We start from the raw sequence: 19,427 nt of genomic DNA, 5'->3' as shown, positions 1-19,427 counted from the left end.
CCACTTTATTTTATACATTCATTTGTTTGATACGTTGTGCCTGTTTTTCTTTTTCTTTTAATTCACTTTCTTCTCGTTCTTGTAAATTCGTTTTGTATGATACAGGTTCTTGAGGTTTTGGTATCGCATGATGCAAGGGTTCTATATTAGGATATTTCTCTCGTTGATCAGATGTTGATTCGAATTCCTCTGTTTTCTTCTTTTCTGCTGACTGTTCTTTTAAATTTGAATCTTGTTGAAGATATTTCGGACGATTCTTCACTTCATAATAAATACGTCCAATATATTCACCAATAACTCCTAATGAAATCAACTGAATACTACCTAAGAATAAAATCGCAAAAATTGTAGTGAAATAACCTGGTGCGTCAATACCGTTAAAGATAATCATTAAGAAATTGATTAACAAGTATAATAAACTAATACCAAAGATCCCCATACCAAAGTACATAATTGTACGTAACGGCTTGTTGTTAAACGAAATTACACCGTCTACACCGTAATCTAATAATTTAAAGAATGACCACTTAGAGTCTCCAGCTATGCGTTCTTGATTTTCGTATTCAATCGTTTCTGTCTTATAACCTACCCAAGAAAATAATCCTTTAGAGAATCTTTGTGTCTCTCCTAAATCAGCAAGTGTACGTACGACACGTTGACTTAATAAACGGAAATCACCTACACCATCTTCAATTGGTACATCAACAAAACGATTGACCAACTTATAATAACAATGCGTCATAAATTTACGTGTAGCTTTTTCTCCTTCACGATTACGTTTTGCAATAACTTGGTCTGTACCATTTTCTAAATACTTCTCAATCATTTGTGGAATTAATTCAGGTGGATGTTGTAGATCACCATCTAAAATAATCACTGCATCAACATCTCTACTTTGATCCAGTCCAGCATACATTGCAGCTTCTTTACCAAAGTTTCTACTGAATTCAATGTATTTTACGTGTGAGTCATATTGGCTGTAATCTTTAACCTTTTCAATTGTGCTGTCCTTACTCCCGTCGTCAATAAAAAGCAAATCAAATTCATAGTTTTGCTTTTTCGAATCTTCTTCTAGAACTTTCTTCAGTTCTTTGTATGTGTAGTTGATAACATCTTCTTCATTAAAGCATGGGATTAACATTCTTACTTTAACCATTCTATTTCTCCGTTCTATTGTAAAATGTTTCCACTTCTTCTATTTATATTAAGGGTTATTTATCTATATACCCAAATTTGTATTTTAAATTTAGAAACAGTATGTTTTTAATATACTACTTAGAATTTGTTTCACATTATAATAGATGACTTTGACTTTTTCTAATAAAACCTAGCATCTTTACAAAATCTATATATTCTTAATGAAGGTTGTACAATGACTTCAAAGTATACGAGGACTCTATCCTTCTAACAAAATAAAAAGCACCAACCATCTTCAATAGATAAGATGGTCGGTGCTTAAATTCAAATTAATACATTTTTTGACCAAATGAAACTTAGTATAGTCCTTTAGTTTGGTTGCTTGTATCAATATAGATGTTTTTAACTTGTTGATAGTTTTGGATAGCTGCTTTGTAAGTTTCACGGCCAATACCAGATTTTTTGTAGCCGCCGAATGGAGCGCCTTCTGGTACTTGGTTATAAGTGTTAACCCAGATACGGCCTGTTCTAACTTCACGTGCAACTTTCAATGCACGGTTGATGTTTTCAGAGAAAACGCCGCCTGCTAAACCGTATTCAGAATCATTTGCGATTTGAATTGCTTCGTCTTCATCTTTAACTTTAATAACTGTTAAGACAGGACCAAAGATTTCTTCTTGTGCAAGTTTGTTTTTATTATTTTCTACGGCAATAATTGTTGGTTCGAAGAAATAACCTTTAGATAATTCTCCATCTGTTAAGCGGTTACCGCCAACTAAGATTTCTGCACCTGATTCTTTAGCATAATCTACATAATTTTGGATTTTTTCTAATTGTGCTTCACCTGTTTGTGAACCCATTTGAATATTTTCATCTAGAGGGTCACCTACTTTAATACGGCTGAATGCATCTTTTAAGCGATCCATTAATTTATCATAGATATCTTCTTGTACAAGCAAGCGTGAACCAGCACTGCAGACTTCACCTTGGTTGAATAAGATACCAAGTTGGATTCCTTCAACCGCAACATCTAAGTTTGCATCATCTAAGATGATGTTAGCTGATTTACCACCAAGTTCTAGTGTTGCAGGAACTAAGCGTTTCGCTGCAGCATCAGCAACTTGATAACCTACTTCTGTTGAACCAGTGAATGATAATTTATCTACACCTTCGTGATTGAAGATTGCATTACCTGATTCAGAACCTTTACCTGTTAAGATGTTTACTACACCATTAGGTAATACTTCTTGGAAGATTTTAGCTAATTCAATTAAGCTGACTGGTGTAGATGATGATGGTTGGATGACTACTGTGTTACCAGCCGCAAGTGCTGGTGCTAATTTCCAAGCCGATAATAACATTGGGAAGTTCCATGCTACTACGGCACCTACAACACCAATTGGTTCATGACGTACAATACTCATAACATCTTCACTCATGTCATTAACTGTACCTTCATCTGTGTCAATTACACTTGCGAAGTATTCATAATGACGTGCTGATAATGGAATATCGATTGTGGATGTTTCACGAATCGGTTTACCATTATTTAATGTTTCGATAACTGCGAAACGATCTTTTTGTTCTAATAATTTGTCACCAATTTCGCGTAATAATTTCACGCGCTCTGCTTTAGGTGTTTTACTCCAGCTGTCGAATGCTGCTTGTGCTGCTTGAACAGCTTTATCTACATCTTTTTCGCTTGCTTTAGCTACTTTAGTGATAACCTCACCTGTTGCTGGGTTTGAAACGTCAATTGTTTCTCCTGATTCGCTTGGTACAAACTCACCATTAATAAATAAATCATAACTGTCTTGGATATAGTCTCTTACATTTACACTCATGATTAAAAGCCTCCTTTAAAGCTAATTTATTTATTGCTCAAGGTTTATGAAAAGCTTGGAAACCTTGTTAAAACCTATTGTGAAGCGTTTTCAGTTGTATATTAATTATCACATAATTAAATAAGTTAGTCATACAATGTGCTTATGAATCCATTCAAATGAAAAAAGCCCTGCATCATGCAGAACTTTTTTAAAGTCTTAATTATGCTTTTACATGTGTCATTTCTAATTGGTGTACTAAATGTTTCAACATTGTATTGTTTGGTGTTGGAATACCAAATTCTTGACCATATTCTTCAACTTGACCGTTTAGGTAATCAACTTCTGTTAAACGACCGCTATATAAGTCTTGGTGCATTGAAGGATGATGTAAACCTTGTGTGTCAACAGGATAAGATCCTTCGATTTTATGCACGATTGTGTCAAAATCTACTTCAACGCCTTTAGCAGCTGCTACTTCTACGATTTCACGTATGATTGGTGTAATCATTTCGCGTGAATTTTCGTATGCTGCAAAATCAACGATACGTTTATCTAAAATTGTACAAAGTGGATTAACTACACTATTAAGTGCTGCTTTTAACCAAACTGTTTGCATAATTTGATTACTGATTGTTGGATTTAAACCTGCGTCTTCAAAGACTTGATTAATTTCTCTTGTTCTTTCACTTTCTTTACCATCAACACGTTGGAAGTCTACAGTACCTACACCTTCAAGTAATAGTTTACCCGGTCCTCTTAAACCAGCTGTCCACATTGTAACAGCAAGATAGATTTGTTCCTCAGGTACGACTTGTTTAAAACGTTCGTCATGACCCAAACCGTTCATCATTGTCAATACTGCTGTGTCTTTAGTAATAGCCCCTTTATCTTTCAGCTTTTGCAACATTTCTACAGATTGCATTGCTTTTGTAAGAATGATGACTAAATCATATTGATCATTCACTTCTTCAGGTGTAATCATTGTCGCATCTACTTGATAAGTCTCAGTTTCTGTTTGAATTTCAAAACCATGTTTTTGTACAGCCTCAACGTGAGGTAACCAACTATCAATAAATGTAACGTCGTAACCTGCTTTTTGAATTTGTGTGCCTACACGGCCGCCCATAGCGCCAGCACCAGCAACTGCAATTTTCATATTCATCGTACTCCTTATGTTTGTATTGCGGTAAGTTATTACCGTATCTAAAGTTGTATCTGTTTATATTATAACGCTTAATTCTGTTATTTTTGAATATTGAGATAACTTATATTGAAAAATTAGCCGGCAATTTTGCCGGCTAATTGTAATGATTGAGATTATTTAGCTTCTTTTCTCTTTGTATAATAATAGATTGGAATACCTAATAAAGTAATGATAATACCAATTGATGCGAGTAATGTTTGAGTGAACAATGTATTAATTAATACGAACACACCTGACACAATCGCAATTAATGGTACGATTGGATAAAGCGGTACTTTATAAGGACGTTCCATTTCTGGTTCTCTACGTCTAAGAATCATTACTGCTACGAAAGCCATTGTGTAGAATGTCCAGATAACAAAGATCAACATATTTGTAATTGTATCGAATGCACCTAAAGACATCATAACGAAAGCAATAACGATTTGAACTAAACCACTTGCCCATGGTGCTTGTCCTGGTGTCAATTTCAAGAAGAAGTTCTTGAATGGTAAACCGCCACGTTCAGCCATCGCATATGGTACACGCATACCTGTCATCATATAACCATTTAAAGCACCATATACAGATACCATGATACCAATTGTGACAATTTTACCTCCGCCATTACCGAAGATTTTAACAGAAGCTTCACTTGCTGCGTTCAAGTTACCACTGATTTCTGAAATTGGTAATGTCATTAAGAATACTGCGTTGATTAAAAGGTAAACAACCATTACAGCCCCTAAACCGATAGTGATTGCACCTGGTAAGTCACGTTTTGGATTCTTCAACTCACCAGCAATTGTACCAACGTGCATCCAACCATCATAAGCGAACATAGTCGCAAGTAAACCTGCACCTAAGGCTGTAAAGAAGCCTTGCTGCTCACCTGATTGAATTGGGAATAGTGAGAATTCTACATTACTAGGTGCAAAGAAGCCGACGGCTACAATTAAGATAATTGGAATCAGTTTAATTACTAATGTAATAGACTGAAGCATACCTCCTGCTTTAGATCCTAAGCAGTTGATAAAGTATACAGTTAGGGCAGTTATTAATGCAATCAACAAAATCCAATGTGCTTTAATATGGAATAAGTTAGTAAATTGCGTCGCAAAGACAATTGCTAAAGCAGCAACGTTTGCTGGGAAATAAATAAATGCTTGCGCCCATCCTGATAAGTAACCCCAGAAGTTACCGTAAGTATATTCAATATATTTAACAAGTCCGCCTGTCTCTGGAATTGCGGCGGCAAGTTCGGCTGCAGTCAATCCTGCACAGATTGTTACTAAACCACCTAACAGCCATACCAACATTGCCATACTTGTAGAGCCCGTTACTTCTGCGACACTGGAAACTTTAAAGAATACGCCAGCGCCGATTACCGTTCCCATAACTATGGAAATGGCTGAGAAGAAACCTAAATTACGTTTAAGCTCATTTTGATTACTCATTTCTATCTATCCTCCATTTACTCATACGTGATAAGCAAGTAGAGAGACGCTATACATTATTAAAACAGTATCATTCAATATTATTACAAAAATAAAAGACCATACCGCACAACACATACATGGATTTTAAAAATCTTTGTATTTGTCGTACTGTTCAGCCGCTTCTTTAACCCTTCCTTATTGAATGCGCTTACATACTGAAAAAAATAACTTTTTATTTGTCTCTGTTACTTTTATCCCTTTTGATAATGTTAATCATAGCTTCCTGTTACAGTTTAACGCACGCTCGCATAATGGGCAATAACATTTTCTTTTAATATATACACAATTTATGAACAAAATTTGAAAAGGTGTTTTGAATGTATTAAAGAAAACTGTTATTTATTTGAGGTAGTTAAACCAAACTTACAATATCTGAATAACCCCAACCAATCATACTTATTTCTATTACCTGCTTCTCCCTCTTTTAAATCATTTTTTTACTTTTATTTCTCAAAAAAAGCATTTGCAACTTAGTGCAAATGCTTAAAATGATATTATTTAGTTTCCGCAACAGACTTAGGTTCTTCTGGTTTAATACTATAATTGTTCAACACCATTGGATAAAGTGTGTTTCTGCCAACGACTATTCTTACGTATGGGAAGAAAGATAGTATGATAGCTAAGCCTACACAAAAACCTAGTGTGAATATAGTAGTTAATGTAAAGAATGCGAAAGGATACTTCACAAATGAAGCTAGTCCTCTAGAAATATGTTGGATAATAATTTGATGTGATAAATAGATAAAGAACGAGATTTCACTAATCATATATAAAGCTGTTAAGTGGTATCGGCTTAATTGTTTTGCGACATAAATAGCTAAAACAAAGAATGCTGCTGTGAAGATGAATAGGTCAAAACGATTTGATTCTCTCCATGTAACGTTCAACACAAAGAAATCGAATGCTATAACTAGTCCACTTAGTAAAAGTGCCCCAAGTACATATAGTACTTTTTGTTGCACATACTGCATCACTGCATCAAAGTTCTTACCAATATAGAAACCGATAACAAAGTAAAACAACCAATTTAAAATAATTGTACGGTTAAATAATGGATAATACGTATTCCAAAACTCTAAATAAGTTGTACTATAGTACATTAAAAAAGCATGTCCAAAACTAATAACTAATGACACAACGATAGGTATAAGTGGTTTCATGCGATCTAGCACTTTATAAAACAACATATGTAATACAAAGAATTGGAAAATAACCAGTACAAACCATCCAAAGAATTTACCTTCTAACAAAATATTAATCAATAAGTGACTCATTGAGAAATTTTTACTTGGATCAAAATATATCTCGACAATCACAAATAATGCAAAGCAAATGTATGGTATTAAAATAAACTTCACGCGTTTAGTTAAAAAGTTATTAGGTATATGTTTAGAATACCTCATACCTAATAACATTTCAGATAACATAATAAAGCACGGTGTCGCACTAAATAATAAGACTTGAATGTAACTTGCGCTTCGTTTTTGGAACTCTGTGATATGCGGATCATTCACAAAACCTGTCATTGCATGAACAATAACGATAATGACACAAAAAATAGCACGCGCATATGTCAGCTCTACTTTCTTTTTCATTTTGCGTACTCCCTTAATATTTATCCCTAGTATTAAAACGCTTTCAATGAATACATAAAAAATTCTTTTAAATATCAGCAAGCGATATTTAAAAGAGATATGTTTTCACAAATACGTTCATCATCATTAATTATATGTAACTTACATCATTTACGCAATAGAGTTAAGAACACTATTTAGTTCTATCGAAAGTTATTTTCAAAAATAAATAGACTTACGCATGGCGCGCAAGCCTATCTTTAACCGTTTTATTAATCTAATAATGAATAAAACTCATTTAGTGCAGTTTCATTATGGTTTTGTCCTTTAAATGTTTCAAAGACAGGAATCTGACCATTCATGAAACTCTTAATGTTTTCACCGACTTTTTCTGGTTCATTTTCTGTAAGAATTCCGAAGTCACCATAACGTAAAACATATCTGTTAGCCGGGATGTTTGAGGCAAGTACATTAACACCAACTGTTAACGCTTCAAGCAACACCATAGACTGCCCTTCATAATGAGAAGTTAACGCAAAGACATCACATTGCTTCATAATGTTAAATGGATTTCGTTTTTGACCCACCAAGAAAACATTGTCCTCTAATTGCAGTTTGCGAATCAATTGTTCTAAGTTAGAGCGTAACGGCCCCTCACCTAAAATGTACAATTTCGCAGTTGGATTTTCTTTAACTGCATCTTTGAAGCCTTCAATTAAAATATCAAAGCCTTTTTCTGGAGAAAGCCTACCCATCGCCATAACTTTGAAATCTTGATCATTAAACGGAACACTCACGATTTCTCCATTATTTAAGTATGCTAATACTTTTTGTCCGCGATGCATAAAGAAATCTGTATCTTCGTCTTTTAATTTATTAATACGTGTTAAATTAATTGTATTCATAGCTGATGTAAATTTATCTTTTGTTTTAGACGTTGCTAAGTTTTCTTTATTTATTCTACATGTTTCTTCTGAAACGCTGACTAAATAGTCAAAACGATTATATAAACTGATGACACCTTTTAAGTTTTGGTAATGCGGACGTATACCATTTACGTTACGATTCATATCACTCTTAATGTCACTATGAAGGTACATTAGTTTACGTTTAGATTCTGTTCCTAATAGAATTTTTGACCAGAACATAGAATAACCACTGAAGTCTACTACAACGTCAAATTTTGAAATTCCGAAAATCTTTCTAAATTCGCGTTCAAATACTTCTGTTGGATAAACTGATTCTTCCAATACAGATTTAACACCTCTATTTTTAACAAAGATATCTCTGTATTTCTCTAAAGTAGTACCTAATAAAGGTCCTTTTCTTAAGATAATACGTACATTTTTATTAACTTCTTTCAAATTATCTAAGATTTCACGATTCTTTGTATCTCCCAAGAAAATCGTTACATCATATTTATCGTAATCAATATTTTCTAATAAATTAATTGCAGATGTAGTAATACCATTATTTTTCATTCCGCCTGGATACATCAATATTTTCTTCTTAGCGTTTTCTTGATTACTAACTACTGGTTGGAACATTTTGATAACAAGACGTTCAGTTACTTGTCCATCTTCATAAGGAACATATAAATCTTTAAAACGCTCATATTTAGTTTGATATACATCTTGGTTTGTTTCCGCTTCATTAACAGCTGATACAAGCTCATCTATGTCATAGACCGACGGTCCAGGAAGTAGATCTGTATTAATATAAAGTCCGCGGTCACTATTGTAATCCTCATAATCAGGCGCATAAAAAACAATAGGTTGATCTGTTACAAGATAATCAAAGAAAATACTAGAGTAATCAGTCACTAACAAATCTACAGCTGCTAACAATTCATTCGTATCAAATGAATCAGGAACAAGATATGGCTTTAGTTCTTTATAATTTAATGCTGTTTTATAAACAAAAGGATGTACTTTAACAATAACCTGATAGTCTGTTTTCTTTTCAAGTTCTAAGACCATTTCATGAATGTCAGCCACACTATCTTCGGGGTCATTAACATCAGTCCCACGCCATGTTGGCGCAAATAAAAGTGTTTTACGTTTCTTTAATTTAAGACCATTTTGTTTTAAATGTTTACGTACATCTTTTTTATCACTATTCAATGTTAAATCAATTCTTGGATAACCAATTTCAGCTAAATCACCATTATAAATACCATCTAAACTAAATGCTCTTTTGAACACTTCTGTTGTATGAGGGTTCGGACTGACTAATATATCTGCACTTAAAAAGTTTTTAATGATATTTTGAGAGCCGACTAAGTTATCTTCTACATCTAGGCCCATAGCTTTAATAGGTGTACCATGCCAAGTATTTACATACACTTGTTCTGGTTTCTTTGTAAAATAAGCGGGGAAAGTTGAGTTATTGATAATATACTTAGCAGTCGTAAGTACACTTAAATAATCGTCACTTTCTTTTACAATGAATCGCACATTTTTAAATGATTTATATTGTTTAGCATATGCTTTACGTTTTTTCTCAGAATCTACAACCCAGATATGTTCTAATTTTTTATATTTCTTATCTCTTAATAGATATTTAAAAACTGCATAAGGGCTGTCTGTCATACTCTTACCATCTCGTGCTTGATAAACTATTTGTCTATCGTTAACTTTGTTCTTTTTATAAAAGTTCGCATATTTAGTTGTTTTTAAGACATACTTGCTCTTAAACTTCGATTTGACAGGTTGCTCAATAAACTTATATTTTCTTTTCGCTTGATTCAGTATAAATCCGCTTACTTTATTCAATGTAGACACTCCTATTTATCTTTTTTATCAACATTAAAACAAAAGCTTTATTCTTTACCGTATAACTCTTTCTTGATTTGTGTCGTAGAAATACCTTCCGTACGTTTTAAATAAATGACTTCACACTGTTCTTTCAAGAAATCAAATTCACCTTCCCAATCGTGCCCCATCACGAATGTATCTACTTCATATCGATCAACGTCTTTTTGTTTTTGGCCCCAATCATTTTCAGGGATTACTAAATCTACATAACGAATTGATTCTAACATCATCTTTCTTTGTTCATAGCTATAGTAAGATTTTTTATTCTTAATTTTATTAAACTCATCACTAGACAATGCCACAATAAGATAATCTCCCATTTCTCTTGCACGTCTTAATAATTCAATATGTCCATAATGTAATAAATCATAAGTTCCATAAGTAATTACTCTCTTCATACTGTCCACTCTTTCATTCGTTTTTCTTTATTTATGATGAAACACATACTCTACTATGTATTTTGCAAACAATTATGCATTTATTTCGAAAATACGTTCATACATACATTTACTCATTAGTATAAACTTAATATATTTAATAGAGTTTAATGAATCTTTACAAAAGTATAACACTTGCATTGAATTTTTACATTTACTACGATAAAAAAGTGCCTTTTGAGTACTAAAAAACTTCTCAAAAGGCACTAAAACAACTATTTAATTTCTTCATAAATTCTTTTTCTATTATTTTTGTCAGTATAAGCAAAAAAACGCTTTATCCGTTCATAGTATTTGCTATCCAATTTAAATTGATTTTGACGAATTGACTCAACAACTTTTATCAAGTCCTGTTCATTGCGTGCTACTGGACCAAAACCATCCGACTCATATTTAAAGTAGCCCGGACTATAAATCGCATATTTATATATATCATCTAAATCAAACTGATAATATACAACAGGTTTATTTAAATAGGCAACATCAAATGCAACAGAAGAGACATCAGTAATGAGTAAAGCACTGCTACTGATCACTTCTTTATAATTCGTATAATCAGTAATTTTAATATGCTTTAATCCTTTATAATATTGAATAAATCTTTCACTCATTCTAGGGTGCAAGTGAAACTGAATCTCTACATTGCTTTTTTGAACCCACTCTTTAATTTTATTGTCACTTAAAAAGCTATACGTTCTTTTATAAAATTCACTTTCCAAAAATTGTTCATCTGTTCCAAGCAGTAGCTGTGGTCTCCATGTTGGCATAAATGTGATAATGCATTTTTTAATATCTTTATTTTTTAGCAAATCAAATCTTGCCAACCCTGTAATTTTTACTTCTTTATTTAAGAACCCATATTTATCTATGATATCAACCGCTTCTCTTTGAGCACTAGTTATAAAATAATCGATTGGTTTATTATATTTATGAAGCAACTTACTAACATTATTCTGCGTAACTCCATGCTGTAAAAACACAAAATCAAAATCAATTAGCTCCCGAACATATCTACCATTTACTACTCCAAATGGATTAAATAAATAAGGTTCAGTGTGAGAAGTAATCATTTTTTCCGCTTGAAAAGTCAACAAGTGATGCTTTTTACTATTAAATGGAACGACTGACCTTCCATAGCTTTTTTTCAAACGTTTATAATCTGCATTGTTTTTTTCAATTAAATAATAAGGTGTTATTTCTTTTTTTTGTTTGTAAATGAAATCAAAAAAAGCTTCTGCATTATCTTCTGCTTGATTCAGGCGATCAGTAAATAGCCAAATCCGTTTTTTATTTTTTGATTTAGCTTTCAGACCTATTATTTTATAAATACCAGATTTTCGAGTTTTGTTTTTCAGTAGTAAACCAATTATATTTTTTATAGTCAGCACTTTTTTTATCTTAGTTATTACAAATTTTTTATTTTCAAATAATCTAATAGTATGGTTTCCAAAATGCTTAAATGGTACTTTTGTGTTACTAAAATTAGTTTTTAAAGTTTTTCCTACGTTTTCAATTTCAACAATCTCTTTATCATTAACTAGATAAGCTAAAGTAAATTCAAGACTAAACTTTTTAACCGGCAATTCAAATCTGTAAAAAGAGGTATGGCTAACTTTCTCTCCTAAAAAATAATGCTCAGAGAGGACAGTAGCCTTGTCTGCTTTAATAATTTTATGAGATCCAATTTGAATAATTGGTTCAACTTTGATTTCATCAGTAACCATTGGTAGCGAAAATGAAAGTTTTAAAATGCCTTTCTTTAAATACATTGACTCATTTTTCAAATACATATTCTCAATAGATTTCAGAAATATATTATTGAAGTAAATATTGTGTCTATTATCCTCAACTCGAATTTCTAATTTACCGTTCTTATATCTGTTATGTAAAATAGCATTCTGATAAATGACATTCATTACTTTGAGACTTGGAGTAAATAATACATCATCTTCTATCACTTTTAATAAGTTTAAAATTTTATCAGTATATTGCTTCAGTTGTTCTTCAGTTAACTTATTTAGAGTTACATCTGAGTATTTGAACCTATACTGTAAGTCATATAATAAAACAGCTTGAATATATTTAGGAACGTACCCTAAACTATTTCGACTATCATCTATTAAATATTGATGATAGTTCTCTAACGTAGGTACATAAAATGTATCTTTATAATGAGCAGTATCAATAGCTGATGATTCATCTGCTCTTTTTCTATAAAAATAACATCCGTTAATATAGCTTAATTTCCCTAATTTATATTTTTTCTTCAAAACATCGTATACAAACTTAGCATCTTCAGCGTACTTTAAATTAGAATCAAATTTGATTTTACCAATCGCTGATTTTCTAAAAAAAGATGAAGAAGCATGCATTTGAATGTTATCGTAATCTTTAAGCAAATCGACTAGAACATCCTTTTCTTTTTCAAATTTATAATTCAAAGGATGTTCACCAACGACACTATCAAAGAATCTTAATCTGGAACTAACAATATCAGTTTCTGTATGTTCTTCTAAAAAGTTATATGCTGACTCAAAAGTTTCTAGTCCCCATTTATCATCAGAGTCTATAAAGTTAATATACTTACCTTCGGCGCTTTCAAGCCCTGTATTTCTCGCTATTGAAACACCTTCATTTTTTTTATTAATATATTTTATGTTTTCAGGATACAAATCTGCATTTCTTTGTAAGATATCATGCGTGCCGTCTGTAGATCCATCATTCACTAAAATAATTTGAATATCTTTAAAATCCATACTTTGGTTATAAATACTATCCAATGTTTCTTGAATATATTCTTCTGTATTATATACAGGAATAACAACGCTTACTTTAAATGGGTAATGCTTGTTTTCCTTGTTGTAAACCTTACGTTTCATCTTCTTTTTAAAATTTAAAAATTTCAAGATAAACTCCTCCATTTTGTTGATTCATGATTGTTTTAAACTTGGTTTTTTAAAATTCTTTTTATTTTGGTGATGATCCTAAATATTAAAGATACACTTTTAGCATTGTAGATGTTATTGTTGGATTTAATTTTCAACAGAAAACCTGACAAAATAAAAAATATCGGTAACTTTATTGAATACTTATTGAACGTAATGTCATTTTTCATTTTTCTTCCCAATAAATACTTTTCTTTAGTACATACAATATCTGCTGTCACTTTCTTTATAAAAACCTTACTTTCTCCAGGTATCCCAACAGCTTCATTAGAAAAAGTGAATTGTAATGTTCCGTTTTTAAAATTGTAACCCTGAATCAGTACTTTAATTTGTTTGTGAAGTAAAGATAAATCCATTTTCATGTCTTTCAATTGGTACATGTAAATTTTACAGTAAAGCGGGCATTCTAATTGGTCTATTGTTTTAGTACTTATATTTATAAATAGTTGTTTTGATAGATGCATAAATGTCTCTGTAATAAATGACTTATGCTCGATTATGTACTTCTGATTATACTCTGCAAGATATCCTAAATAGTGTCTTGCGATTAAGTATTGAATATAAGGAAGAACCTCACCGTATAATTTCTTTGATAGGTCAATTAATGGAAAATATGCATTTTTCAAATGTGCTGTATATCTGCTTTCTTCGCCCCATGCAGCATGGCTTAATGAATTTGTATTATTGCGATCATAATAATAATAAGCACCATTAACCAGTCCATACTTCAGATTTTCTAGTAATATCGTATTGATTAATAAAGCGTCCTCCCAAAAGGTCAGGCTTTCTTGGAAGCTATGGTGTAATGAGTTAAACACTTCACTTCGAAACACAGTTCCTCCCATATGGTACTGAATAGATGTTGAATGTTGTCTGATATCTACATAACCTGATGTATTTTGAAATTTGAAATTCAAAGATTGTGGGGATAATTGATTATTTTTATTTAGTATAATCGGAGCTACTGATAACTTTAATTCTGGATATTGCTCAAAAATTTCCAGGTGTGCTTCAATATAATTTTCGCTAATAGTATCAGAGTCATCTATAAATGCAGTAAATAAAGAAGCTTTATCCAATGCATTTAAGCCGGCATTACGTGCCGCACTGACACCTTTATTTTCTTGGTTTATAACTTTTATTCTTTGATCATCATATCTTTCTAAAATTCTTTTAGTGTTGTCTGTACTTCCATCATTTATCACAATGATTTCTATCTCTTGAGATGTCCTATTGTTTAAGATACTCTCAATCGTCTTACTGATTGTTTTTTCTGCATTATAAGCAGGCAGTATAAAGCTAAACATTTGTTCACCAACGCTTTCGATTCTATGTTGTATTTCTTTGTGGTTTGCATTTGCCTTATAATCAATATACTACATAACGTTTTTAAACAAAAGTAAATGTTTCTCAACCTTTATTTTAAATTTTAATACTTCACAACACATATTATGAGTGTATTTATTGCTAATCTATATTTGTGCAATAAACAAATAACGACGCACTTGCTTACACAAATGCGCCGTTATTTTTATCTATATTCACTTTCAACTGATTCTACAACTTGTTCATAACTCATACCAGTAGAGATGTTGACACTTGCTAGAAAGCTGCCTTCTACAATAGGTGCTTCTACTTTCTCTACTCTATATTGTCCATCGTACATTTCAATAGCCATATCTAAGTTCATTTCTGCTGAACCTAAATCATAGAAACAAATCGCATCGTCTTTTAAACCTTCAATTGCTTGTTGTATAGGTTCAAAGGATGTTCCAATAGTACCGTCACTGCCGCCGACTGGAATCACTTGCACGCCTTCAGCCATTTGGCTAATAAGTTTTTTGATGCCGTTTGCGATTTCTTCACTATGACTGACTACAATAATCGCTGTCATTGATTTACTCATCTCCTATCAATGCGTTTAAGATATAAACACTACTTTGTGCACCTGGATCTGTGTGACCTCTTGACTCTTCTTTGAAGTAAGCTGCACGTCCTTTTGTCGCAACTAAATCTTCTGTATTATCTGCGAGTGTTTGAAGGTATGCGATATCAACAGTCTCTCCATTTTCTACCGCTTCTCTCGCTCTTTCAATCACGTCGTACATTGTTTTTTCATCTAGTTCAACTTTACCGCGTTGGTGTACCGCTTGTGAAAATGCCTCTAACAACTTAGGTAAGTTGTCTTCTGTAATCTCATCTTCCGCAACTTGTGCCATTTTGACAAAACTGAAACCGTATAATGGACCTGAAGCACCACCAACTTTAGACATTAAAGTCATTCCTGTTGTTTTCAAAACATCTTGGACTGTGTCCGCATTTTCTAATGCTTGTGGTAAGGCATTAAAGCCTCTGACCATGTTGACACCATGGTCACCATCACCAATGGCACGATCAAGTTCTGTTAATGTATCTTCACGTTCTTGAAAAATTTCTTGTAAATGAATTAAACGTTGTTTTAATGTTTCTGCATTCATAGTTCATTTCCTCCTTGTGCGTTATCCGAAATAACGGCTTGTTGTCGGTGCGTTTAATGCATTCAAACGGTCCTCAGTACTTTCTAATAATGTTAATGAGAAACCTTGCATATCTAACGATGTCATATAATCACCGACAAACCAGTCTTTGACTGAAACATTTTCTGCTTCAAGTGCTGCTTGGATATACTTCACTGCGATATTTAATTCTGAAAGCGGTGTGCCGCCCATGCCGTTTACCATCACTATGACTTCTTTCGCTTGGACTTCTTCGTTCAAAGATTGAACTAATTCAGTCGCAATATCTTGAATAGGTTTAACCGCTTCTCTCTTCAATCCACGTTCCCCATGAATACCGATACCGATTTCCATATCTCCAGATTCTAAATCAAAGCCATACTTACCAGTGGATGGTACAAATGGCGGTGTGAGTGCCATGCCTATTGTACGCATATCAGCTAATAATGCTTCAGTTTGTTCTACAATCGTTTCTAGCGATTCACCTTGTTCAGCAAGGTAACCTGCAAACTTATGCACAAAAACTGTGCCTGCTACACCACGGCGCATCTCTTTATCTTCTACCGCAATATCATCTCTGACAATCACTTTACCGACTTTGATACCTTCCATTTCAGCCATTTCTTGCGCCATTTCAAAGTTCATAACATCTCCGGCATAATTTTTGATAATCAATAAGACGCCGTCACCATTATCAACAGCTTTAATCGCTTCTAAAATTTTATCCGGTGTCGGTGATGTGAAGATTTCACCGCATACTGCCGCATCTAACATTCCCTGTGCAACATAGCCTGCATGTGCAGGTTCATGTCCGCTTCCTCCGCCAGAAACTAACGCAACACCTTGTTGCTTTTTCTCTTTTCTAACAACAACCGTCTCAGAAATGACAGTTTGCTCGGGATTTGAAAGTGCTAAACCCTCTAACATATCTGAAAGTATTGTAGTTTTATCTTGAATTAATTTTTTCATATGTGCACAACCCCTTTTTGTGTTCAATCATCAATTCATATTTTAGATACACCTCTATTATATAGTCTGACTAATGATTATTCATGTGATAAGAGGTTAGATTCTACAATCATTCAATTAAAAAATATGTTATATTACAATTAAGAAAAGCAATATAAATCACATACAAAGAAGGTGTGTCTACTATGAATCTTTCTTTTGCTAAGCGTGTTGCCGATATTATCACGATTGTCAGCTTTATTGCTTTATTAGTTTTATTGTCCATTAACTTCTATTTTAATATGCAAACAAATGGTTTTTCAGCAGGGTTCAAAATCGAAAGCACTAATAACATTATTTTTGTATCACTGTTATTTGCTACTTGTTTAATCAGCGATATCATCAGTACCGTTTTAAAACGAAAACTTAAATACAAACATTAACAAAAAGCCCTCCTACTCGGTTTGAATAGGAGGGCTTTCCAACGCTGATATCTGTTTACATCGATACAAGACTATTTGATTTTCTTAACATAAATCGATTTTAAACCGATTTGACCGACACCTGGAATTTTACAATCGATGTCATGACCGTCTTCAGGATCTACTAGACGGATACCTTTAACTTTCGTACCTTGCTTAATCACAGATGAAGCACCTTTGATTTTCAAGTCCTTAATCACTGTCACAGTGTCACCATCTTGTAATTCTTGACCATTGGCATCGCGTACTTTTAACGCTTCCTCAGCTTCTTCTACTGAATCTTGCGTCCATTCATGTCCGCACATTGGACAGACAAATAACGCACCATCTAAATACGTATATTCCGAACCACAGCTCGGACAATTAGGTAATGTTTGTTCCATGTTCTCCTCCATGCTCTGTAATGACCCTCTAAATCTACCATATTTCCATAGAAAAAGATATATCAGCGATTAGAATTTAATTTTTTCGAATTGTTTTCTATATTCATGTCTAAGAAATATCTTTATATTTAAAACCAACAATGCCTGAAATAAATAGTATCGTTGCTATCACAAGCATAACTATAGTCGCAGACCAATCCATATCTGCAATCGGCAGACGTGGTACATGCCCAAAAGGCGTCACTTTTTTCAACCATTGCTTTATATTTAATAATTGTCCTAGATATACGACTAAGAAAGAGTAAGCTAAATAGAGATAGACAATTAAACTCCCTTTCTTAAACCAACCGATAATACAGACAGCCAATCCCGCAAAGACTAATATTGCTGGAATAAAAACTAACCCTGCAGTGTAGATTTTATTAAAAGCAATAGGTTTATCCATACTTGAGACAGCACCCATATACATTCCTAACGTAGCTGAACTGATCATCAAGACACTGTTGATCAATCCAATCCAAATAAAGCTCATTAAATAACGCATACGATGTATGGGCAAAGCCAGTATACTTTCTGTATGGCTTAATCTGATTTCCTTTTGGATTTTAAAGATTGCCATTAAAACAGGTATGGTTGAAATCATGCCCATAATTGCCATCAATATCGGCACAAATTGTTCAGCATAGTTATTTCCTTTGCCAGTCAACATTCTTTGTAACAGCGGATTTTCTTTAAAGAAATTTTCTAATTCTCCAAATACCGAACCATACGACAAACCTAACATCAACATACCTATAGCCCAAACGATTATTCCCGTACGCTGTAAATGAAGTTGTAGTCCTAAAGGTGATTTTAATAAAGATGATGCACGCGAATGCCCTTTAAACGTTGGCAATAACCCAGACTCCATATCACGGTGTCTATTCAATATCACCGCAATAATTAATAATATGAGAGACATTCCAAATAACGCAGCAACCGGCCACCAATGGTTATGACTATAAATATCGGCGCGTGTGATCCAACCAAGCGGAACAATGTAAGAAAGCCAAGAAGCCGACACATCGCCTATGGCACGGATTAAATACATTATCAATAACAAACTAATACTGATGCCTGTTGTCTGACTTTGTGTCGTGGTTAATTGCGCGACAAGTAATGTCAACATACTTATCATAAAACCTGATACCGCAATAAGCATGCCGTATAGCCATGCGCCTTCAACAGTAAAATAATCAATACCTGTAAACATCAAACCTATACTGATAGATATACCTAAAATGACATTAATGATTCCTTGTTGAATTATCGTACTCAAAATCAATGTCGCACGTCCTATCGGTAAAGCAGATAACATCGCTAAACGCCCCGCTTCTTCATCCCCTCTTGAATCTTTCGAAACAAATAAGATATTCATAATACTGACGAGAATCACAGTAAACATCAACATCTCATAGTTGAACATCGTCGCTATAGTCATTTGGTCTAAAGAGAATTTACCAAGCATCGCTTGCATCGCAGGATTTTTAAACATTTCAAACAGTGGTACTAATGCTTGTTTATCAGGATACAAATTCGCAAATGATTGCGGAATCATTAAGGTTAATGCGATTAATCCTACTAACCAAAAGATGATAGACCATTTATTCCGCTTCAAATAAAACAACATTATCTTAGAAAGTGTCAGTCGCTTTTGTGTCAT

15 protein-coding genes are annotated in these 19,427 nt (G+C 33.2%); 1 reads left to right on the top strand and 14 read right to left on the bottom strand.

What is annotated here, in order from left to right; all coding sequences use genetic code 11:
• Window positions 1–10 precede the first annotated feature (10 nt).
• The 12 genes from MUA87_RS01715 to dhaK form a co-directional block, all read right to left on the bottom strand.
• Window positions 11–1,156 (bottom strand): glycosyltransferase family 2 protein, encoded by a 1,146-nt coding sequence (locus MUA87_RS01715; protein WP_262551203.1) that lies wholly within the window; start codon window positions 1,154–1,156, stop codon window positions 11–13.
• 337 nt (window positions 1,157–1,493) lie between these two features.
• Window positions 1,494–2,981 (bottom strand): aldehyde dehydrogenase family protein, encoded by a 1,488-nt coding sequence (locus MUA87_RS01710; protein WP_002479941.1) that lies wholly within the window; start codon window positions 2,979–2,981, stop codon window positions 1,494–1,496.
• 202 nt (window positions 2,982–3,183) lie between these two features.
• Window positions 3,184–4,119, bottom strand: a complete 936-nt coding sequence (locus MUA87_RS01705) for a ketopantoate reductase family protein (RefSeq protein WP_262551202.1) — start codon at window positions 4,117–4,119, stop codon at window positions 3,184–3,186.
• A 161-nt stretch (window positions 4,120–4,280) separates the two neighbouring features.
• A complete protein-coding gene (locus MUA87_RS01700; RefSeq protein WP_023015557.1) occupies window positions 4,281–5,603 on the bottom strand; it encodes an APC family permease in 1,323 nt (440 codons plus the stop codon).
• 536 nt (window positions 5,604–6,139) lie between these two features.
• Window positions 6,140–7,171, bottom strand: a complete 1,032-nt coding sequence (locus tag MUA87_RS01695; RefSeq protein ID WP_380645274.1) for an acyltransferase family protein — start codon at window positions 7,169–7,171, stop codon at window positions 6,140–6,142.
• A gap of 320 nt (window positions 7,172–7,491) precedes the next feature.
• Window positions 7,492–9,993, bottom strand: a complete 2,502-nt coding sequence (locus MUA87_RS01690; RefSeq protein ID WP_262551201.1) for a glycosyltransferase — start codon at window positions 9,991–9,993, stop codon at window positions 7,492–7,494.
• A gap of 47 nt (window positions 9,994–10,040) precedes the next feature.
• Entirely contained in the window at window positions 10,041–10,433 is a 393-nt protein-coding gene (tagD, locus tag MUA87_RS01685) for a glycerol-3-phosphate cytidylyltransferase (RefSeq protein ID WP_002479946.1), read from the bottom strand.
• A gap of 254 nt (window positions 10,434–10,687) precedes the next feature.
• Entirely contained in the window at window positions 10,688–13,378 is a 2,691-nt protein-coding gene (locus tag MUA87_RS01680; protein ID WP_262551200.1) for a bifunctional glycosyltransferase/CDP-glycerol:glycerophosphate glycerophosphotransferase, read from the bottom strand.
• Window positions 13,379–13,413: 35 nt separating this feature from the next.
• Window positions 13,414–14,724, bottom strand: a complete 1,311-nt coding sequence (locus MUA87_RS01675) for a glycosyltransferase family 2 protein (RefSeq protein ID WP_262551199.1) — start codon at window positions 14,722–14,724, stop codon at window positions 13,414–13,416.
• Between the two features lie 224 nt (window positions 14,725–14,948).
• Window positions 14,949–15,311, bottom strand: a complete 363-nt coding sequence (gene dhaM, locus MUA87_RS01670) for a dihydroxyacetone kinase phosphoryl donor subunit DhaM (RefSeq protein WP_002479950.1) — start codon at window positions 15,309–15,311, stop codon at window positions 14,949–14,951.
• A gap of 4 nt (window positions 15,312–15,315) precedes the next feature.
• Window positions 15,316–15,894, bottom strand: coding sequence for a dihydroxyacetone kinase subunit DhaL (gene dhaL / locus MUA87_RS01665; RefSeq protein ID WP_060804421.1), 579 nt, complete (start codon window positions 15,892–15,894; stop codon window positions 15,316–15,318).
• 21 nt (window positions 15,895–15,915) lie between these two features.
• On the bottom strand, window positions 15,916–16,881 hold the full coding sequence (dhaK, locus tag MUA87_RS01660) for a dihydroxyacetone kinase subunit DhaK (protein ID WP_262551198.1): 966 nt from the start codon (window positions 16,879–16,881) through the stop codon (window positions 15,916–15,918).
• A gap of 185 nt (window positions 16,882–17,066) precedes the next feature.
• Here dhaK and MUA87_RS01655 point away from each other — a divergent pair, with 185 nt between their 5' ends.
• Window positions 17,067–17,303, top strand: coding sequence for a hypothetical protein (locus MUA87_RS01655; protein WP_262551197.1), 237 nt, complete (start codon window positions 17,067–17,069; stop codon window positions 17,301–17,303).
• A 71-nt stretch (window positions 17,304–17,374) separates the two neighbouring features.
• Here MUA87_RS01655 and MUA87_RS01650 read toward each other — a convergent pair whose 3' ends face one another.
• Window positions 17,375–17,725 (bottom strand): zinc ribbon domain-containing protein YjdM, encoded by a 351-nt coding sequence (locus MUA87_RS01650; RefSeq protein WP_002479954.1) that lies wholly within the window; start codon window positions 17,723–17,725, stop codon window positions 17,375–17,377.
• Window positions 17,726–17,834: 109 nt separating this feature from the next.
• Entirely contained in the window at window positions 17,835–19,427 is a 1,593-nt protein-coding gene (locus MUA87_RS01645) for an ABC transporter permease (protein WP_262551196.1), read from the bottom strand.

The sequence above is a fragment of the Staphylococcus simulans genome, assembly GCF_025561465.1.
Classification (GTDB): Bacteria; Bacillota; Bacilli; order Staphylococcales; family Staphylococcaceae; genus Staphylococcus; species Staphylococcus simulans.
This window is presented reverse-complemented; position numbering and strand designations above follow the sequence as displayed.

Coding starts and splice junctions, on each gene's coding strand:
- MUA87_RS01715 (WP_262551203.1), bottom strand. CDS start 1,156: ATGGTTAAAGTAAGAATGTTAATCCCATGCTTTAATGAAGAAGATGTT.
- MUA87_RS01710 (WP_002479941.1), bottom strand. CDS start 2,981: ATGAGTGTAAATGTAAGAGACTATATCCAAGACAGTTATGATTTATTT.
- MUA87_RS01705 (WP_262551202.1), bottom strand. CDS start 4,119: ATGAAAATTGCAGTTGCTGGTGCTGGCGCTATGGGCGGCCGTGTAGGC.
- MUA87_RS01700 (WP_023015557.1), bottom strand. CDS start 5,603: ATGAGTAATCAAAATGAGCTTAAACGTAATTTAGGTTTCTTCTCAGCC.
- MUA87_RS01695 (WP_380645274.1), bottom strand. CDS start 7,171: ATGACAGGTTTTGTGAATGATCCGCATATCACAGAGTTCCAAAAACGA.
- tagD (WP_002479946.1), bottom strand. CDS start 10,433: ATGAAGAGAGTAATTACTTATGGAACTTATGATTTATTACATTATGGA.
- MUA87_RS01675 (WP_262551199.1), bottom strand. CDS start 14,724: ATGTTTAGCTTTATACTGCCTGCTTATAATGCAGAAAAAACAATCAGT.
- dhaM (WP_002479950.1), bottom strand. CDS start 15,311: ATGACAGCGATTATTGTAGTCAGTCATAGTGAAGAAATCGCAAACGGC.
- dhaL (WP_060804421.1), bottom strand. CDS start 15,894: ATGAATGCAGAAACATTAAAACAACGTTTAATTCATTTACAAGAAATT.
- dhaK (WP_262551198.1), bottom strand. CDS start 16,881: ATGAAAAAATTAATTCAAGATAAAACTACAATACTTTCAGATATGTTA.
- MUA87_RS01655 (WP_262551197.1), top strand. CDS start 17,067: ATGAATCTTTCTTTTGCTAAGCGTGTTGCCGATATTATCACGATTGTC.
- MUA87_RS01650 (WP_002479954.1), bottom strand. CDS start 17,725: ATGGAACAAACATTACCTAATTGTCCGAGCTGTGGTTCGGAATATACG.
- MUA87_RS01645 (WP_262551196.1), bottom strand. CDS start 19,427: ATGACACAAAAGCGACTGACACTTTCTAAGATAATGTTGTTTTATTTG.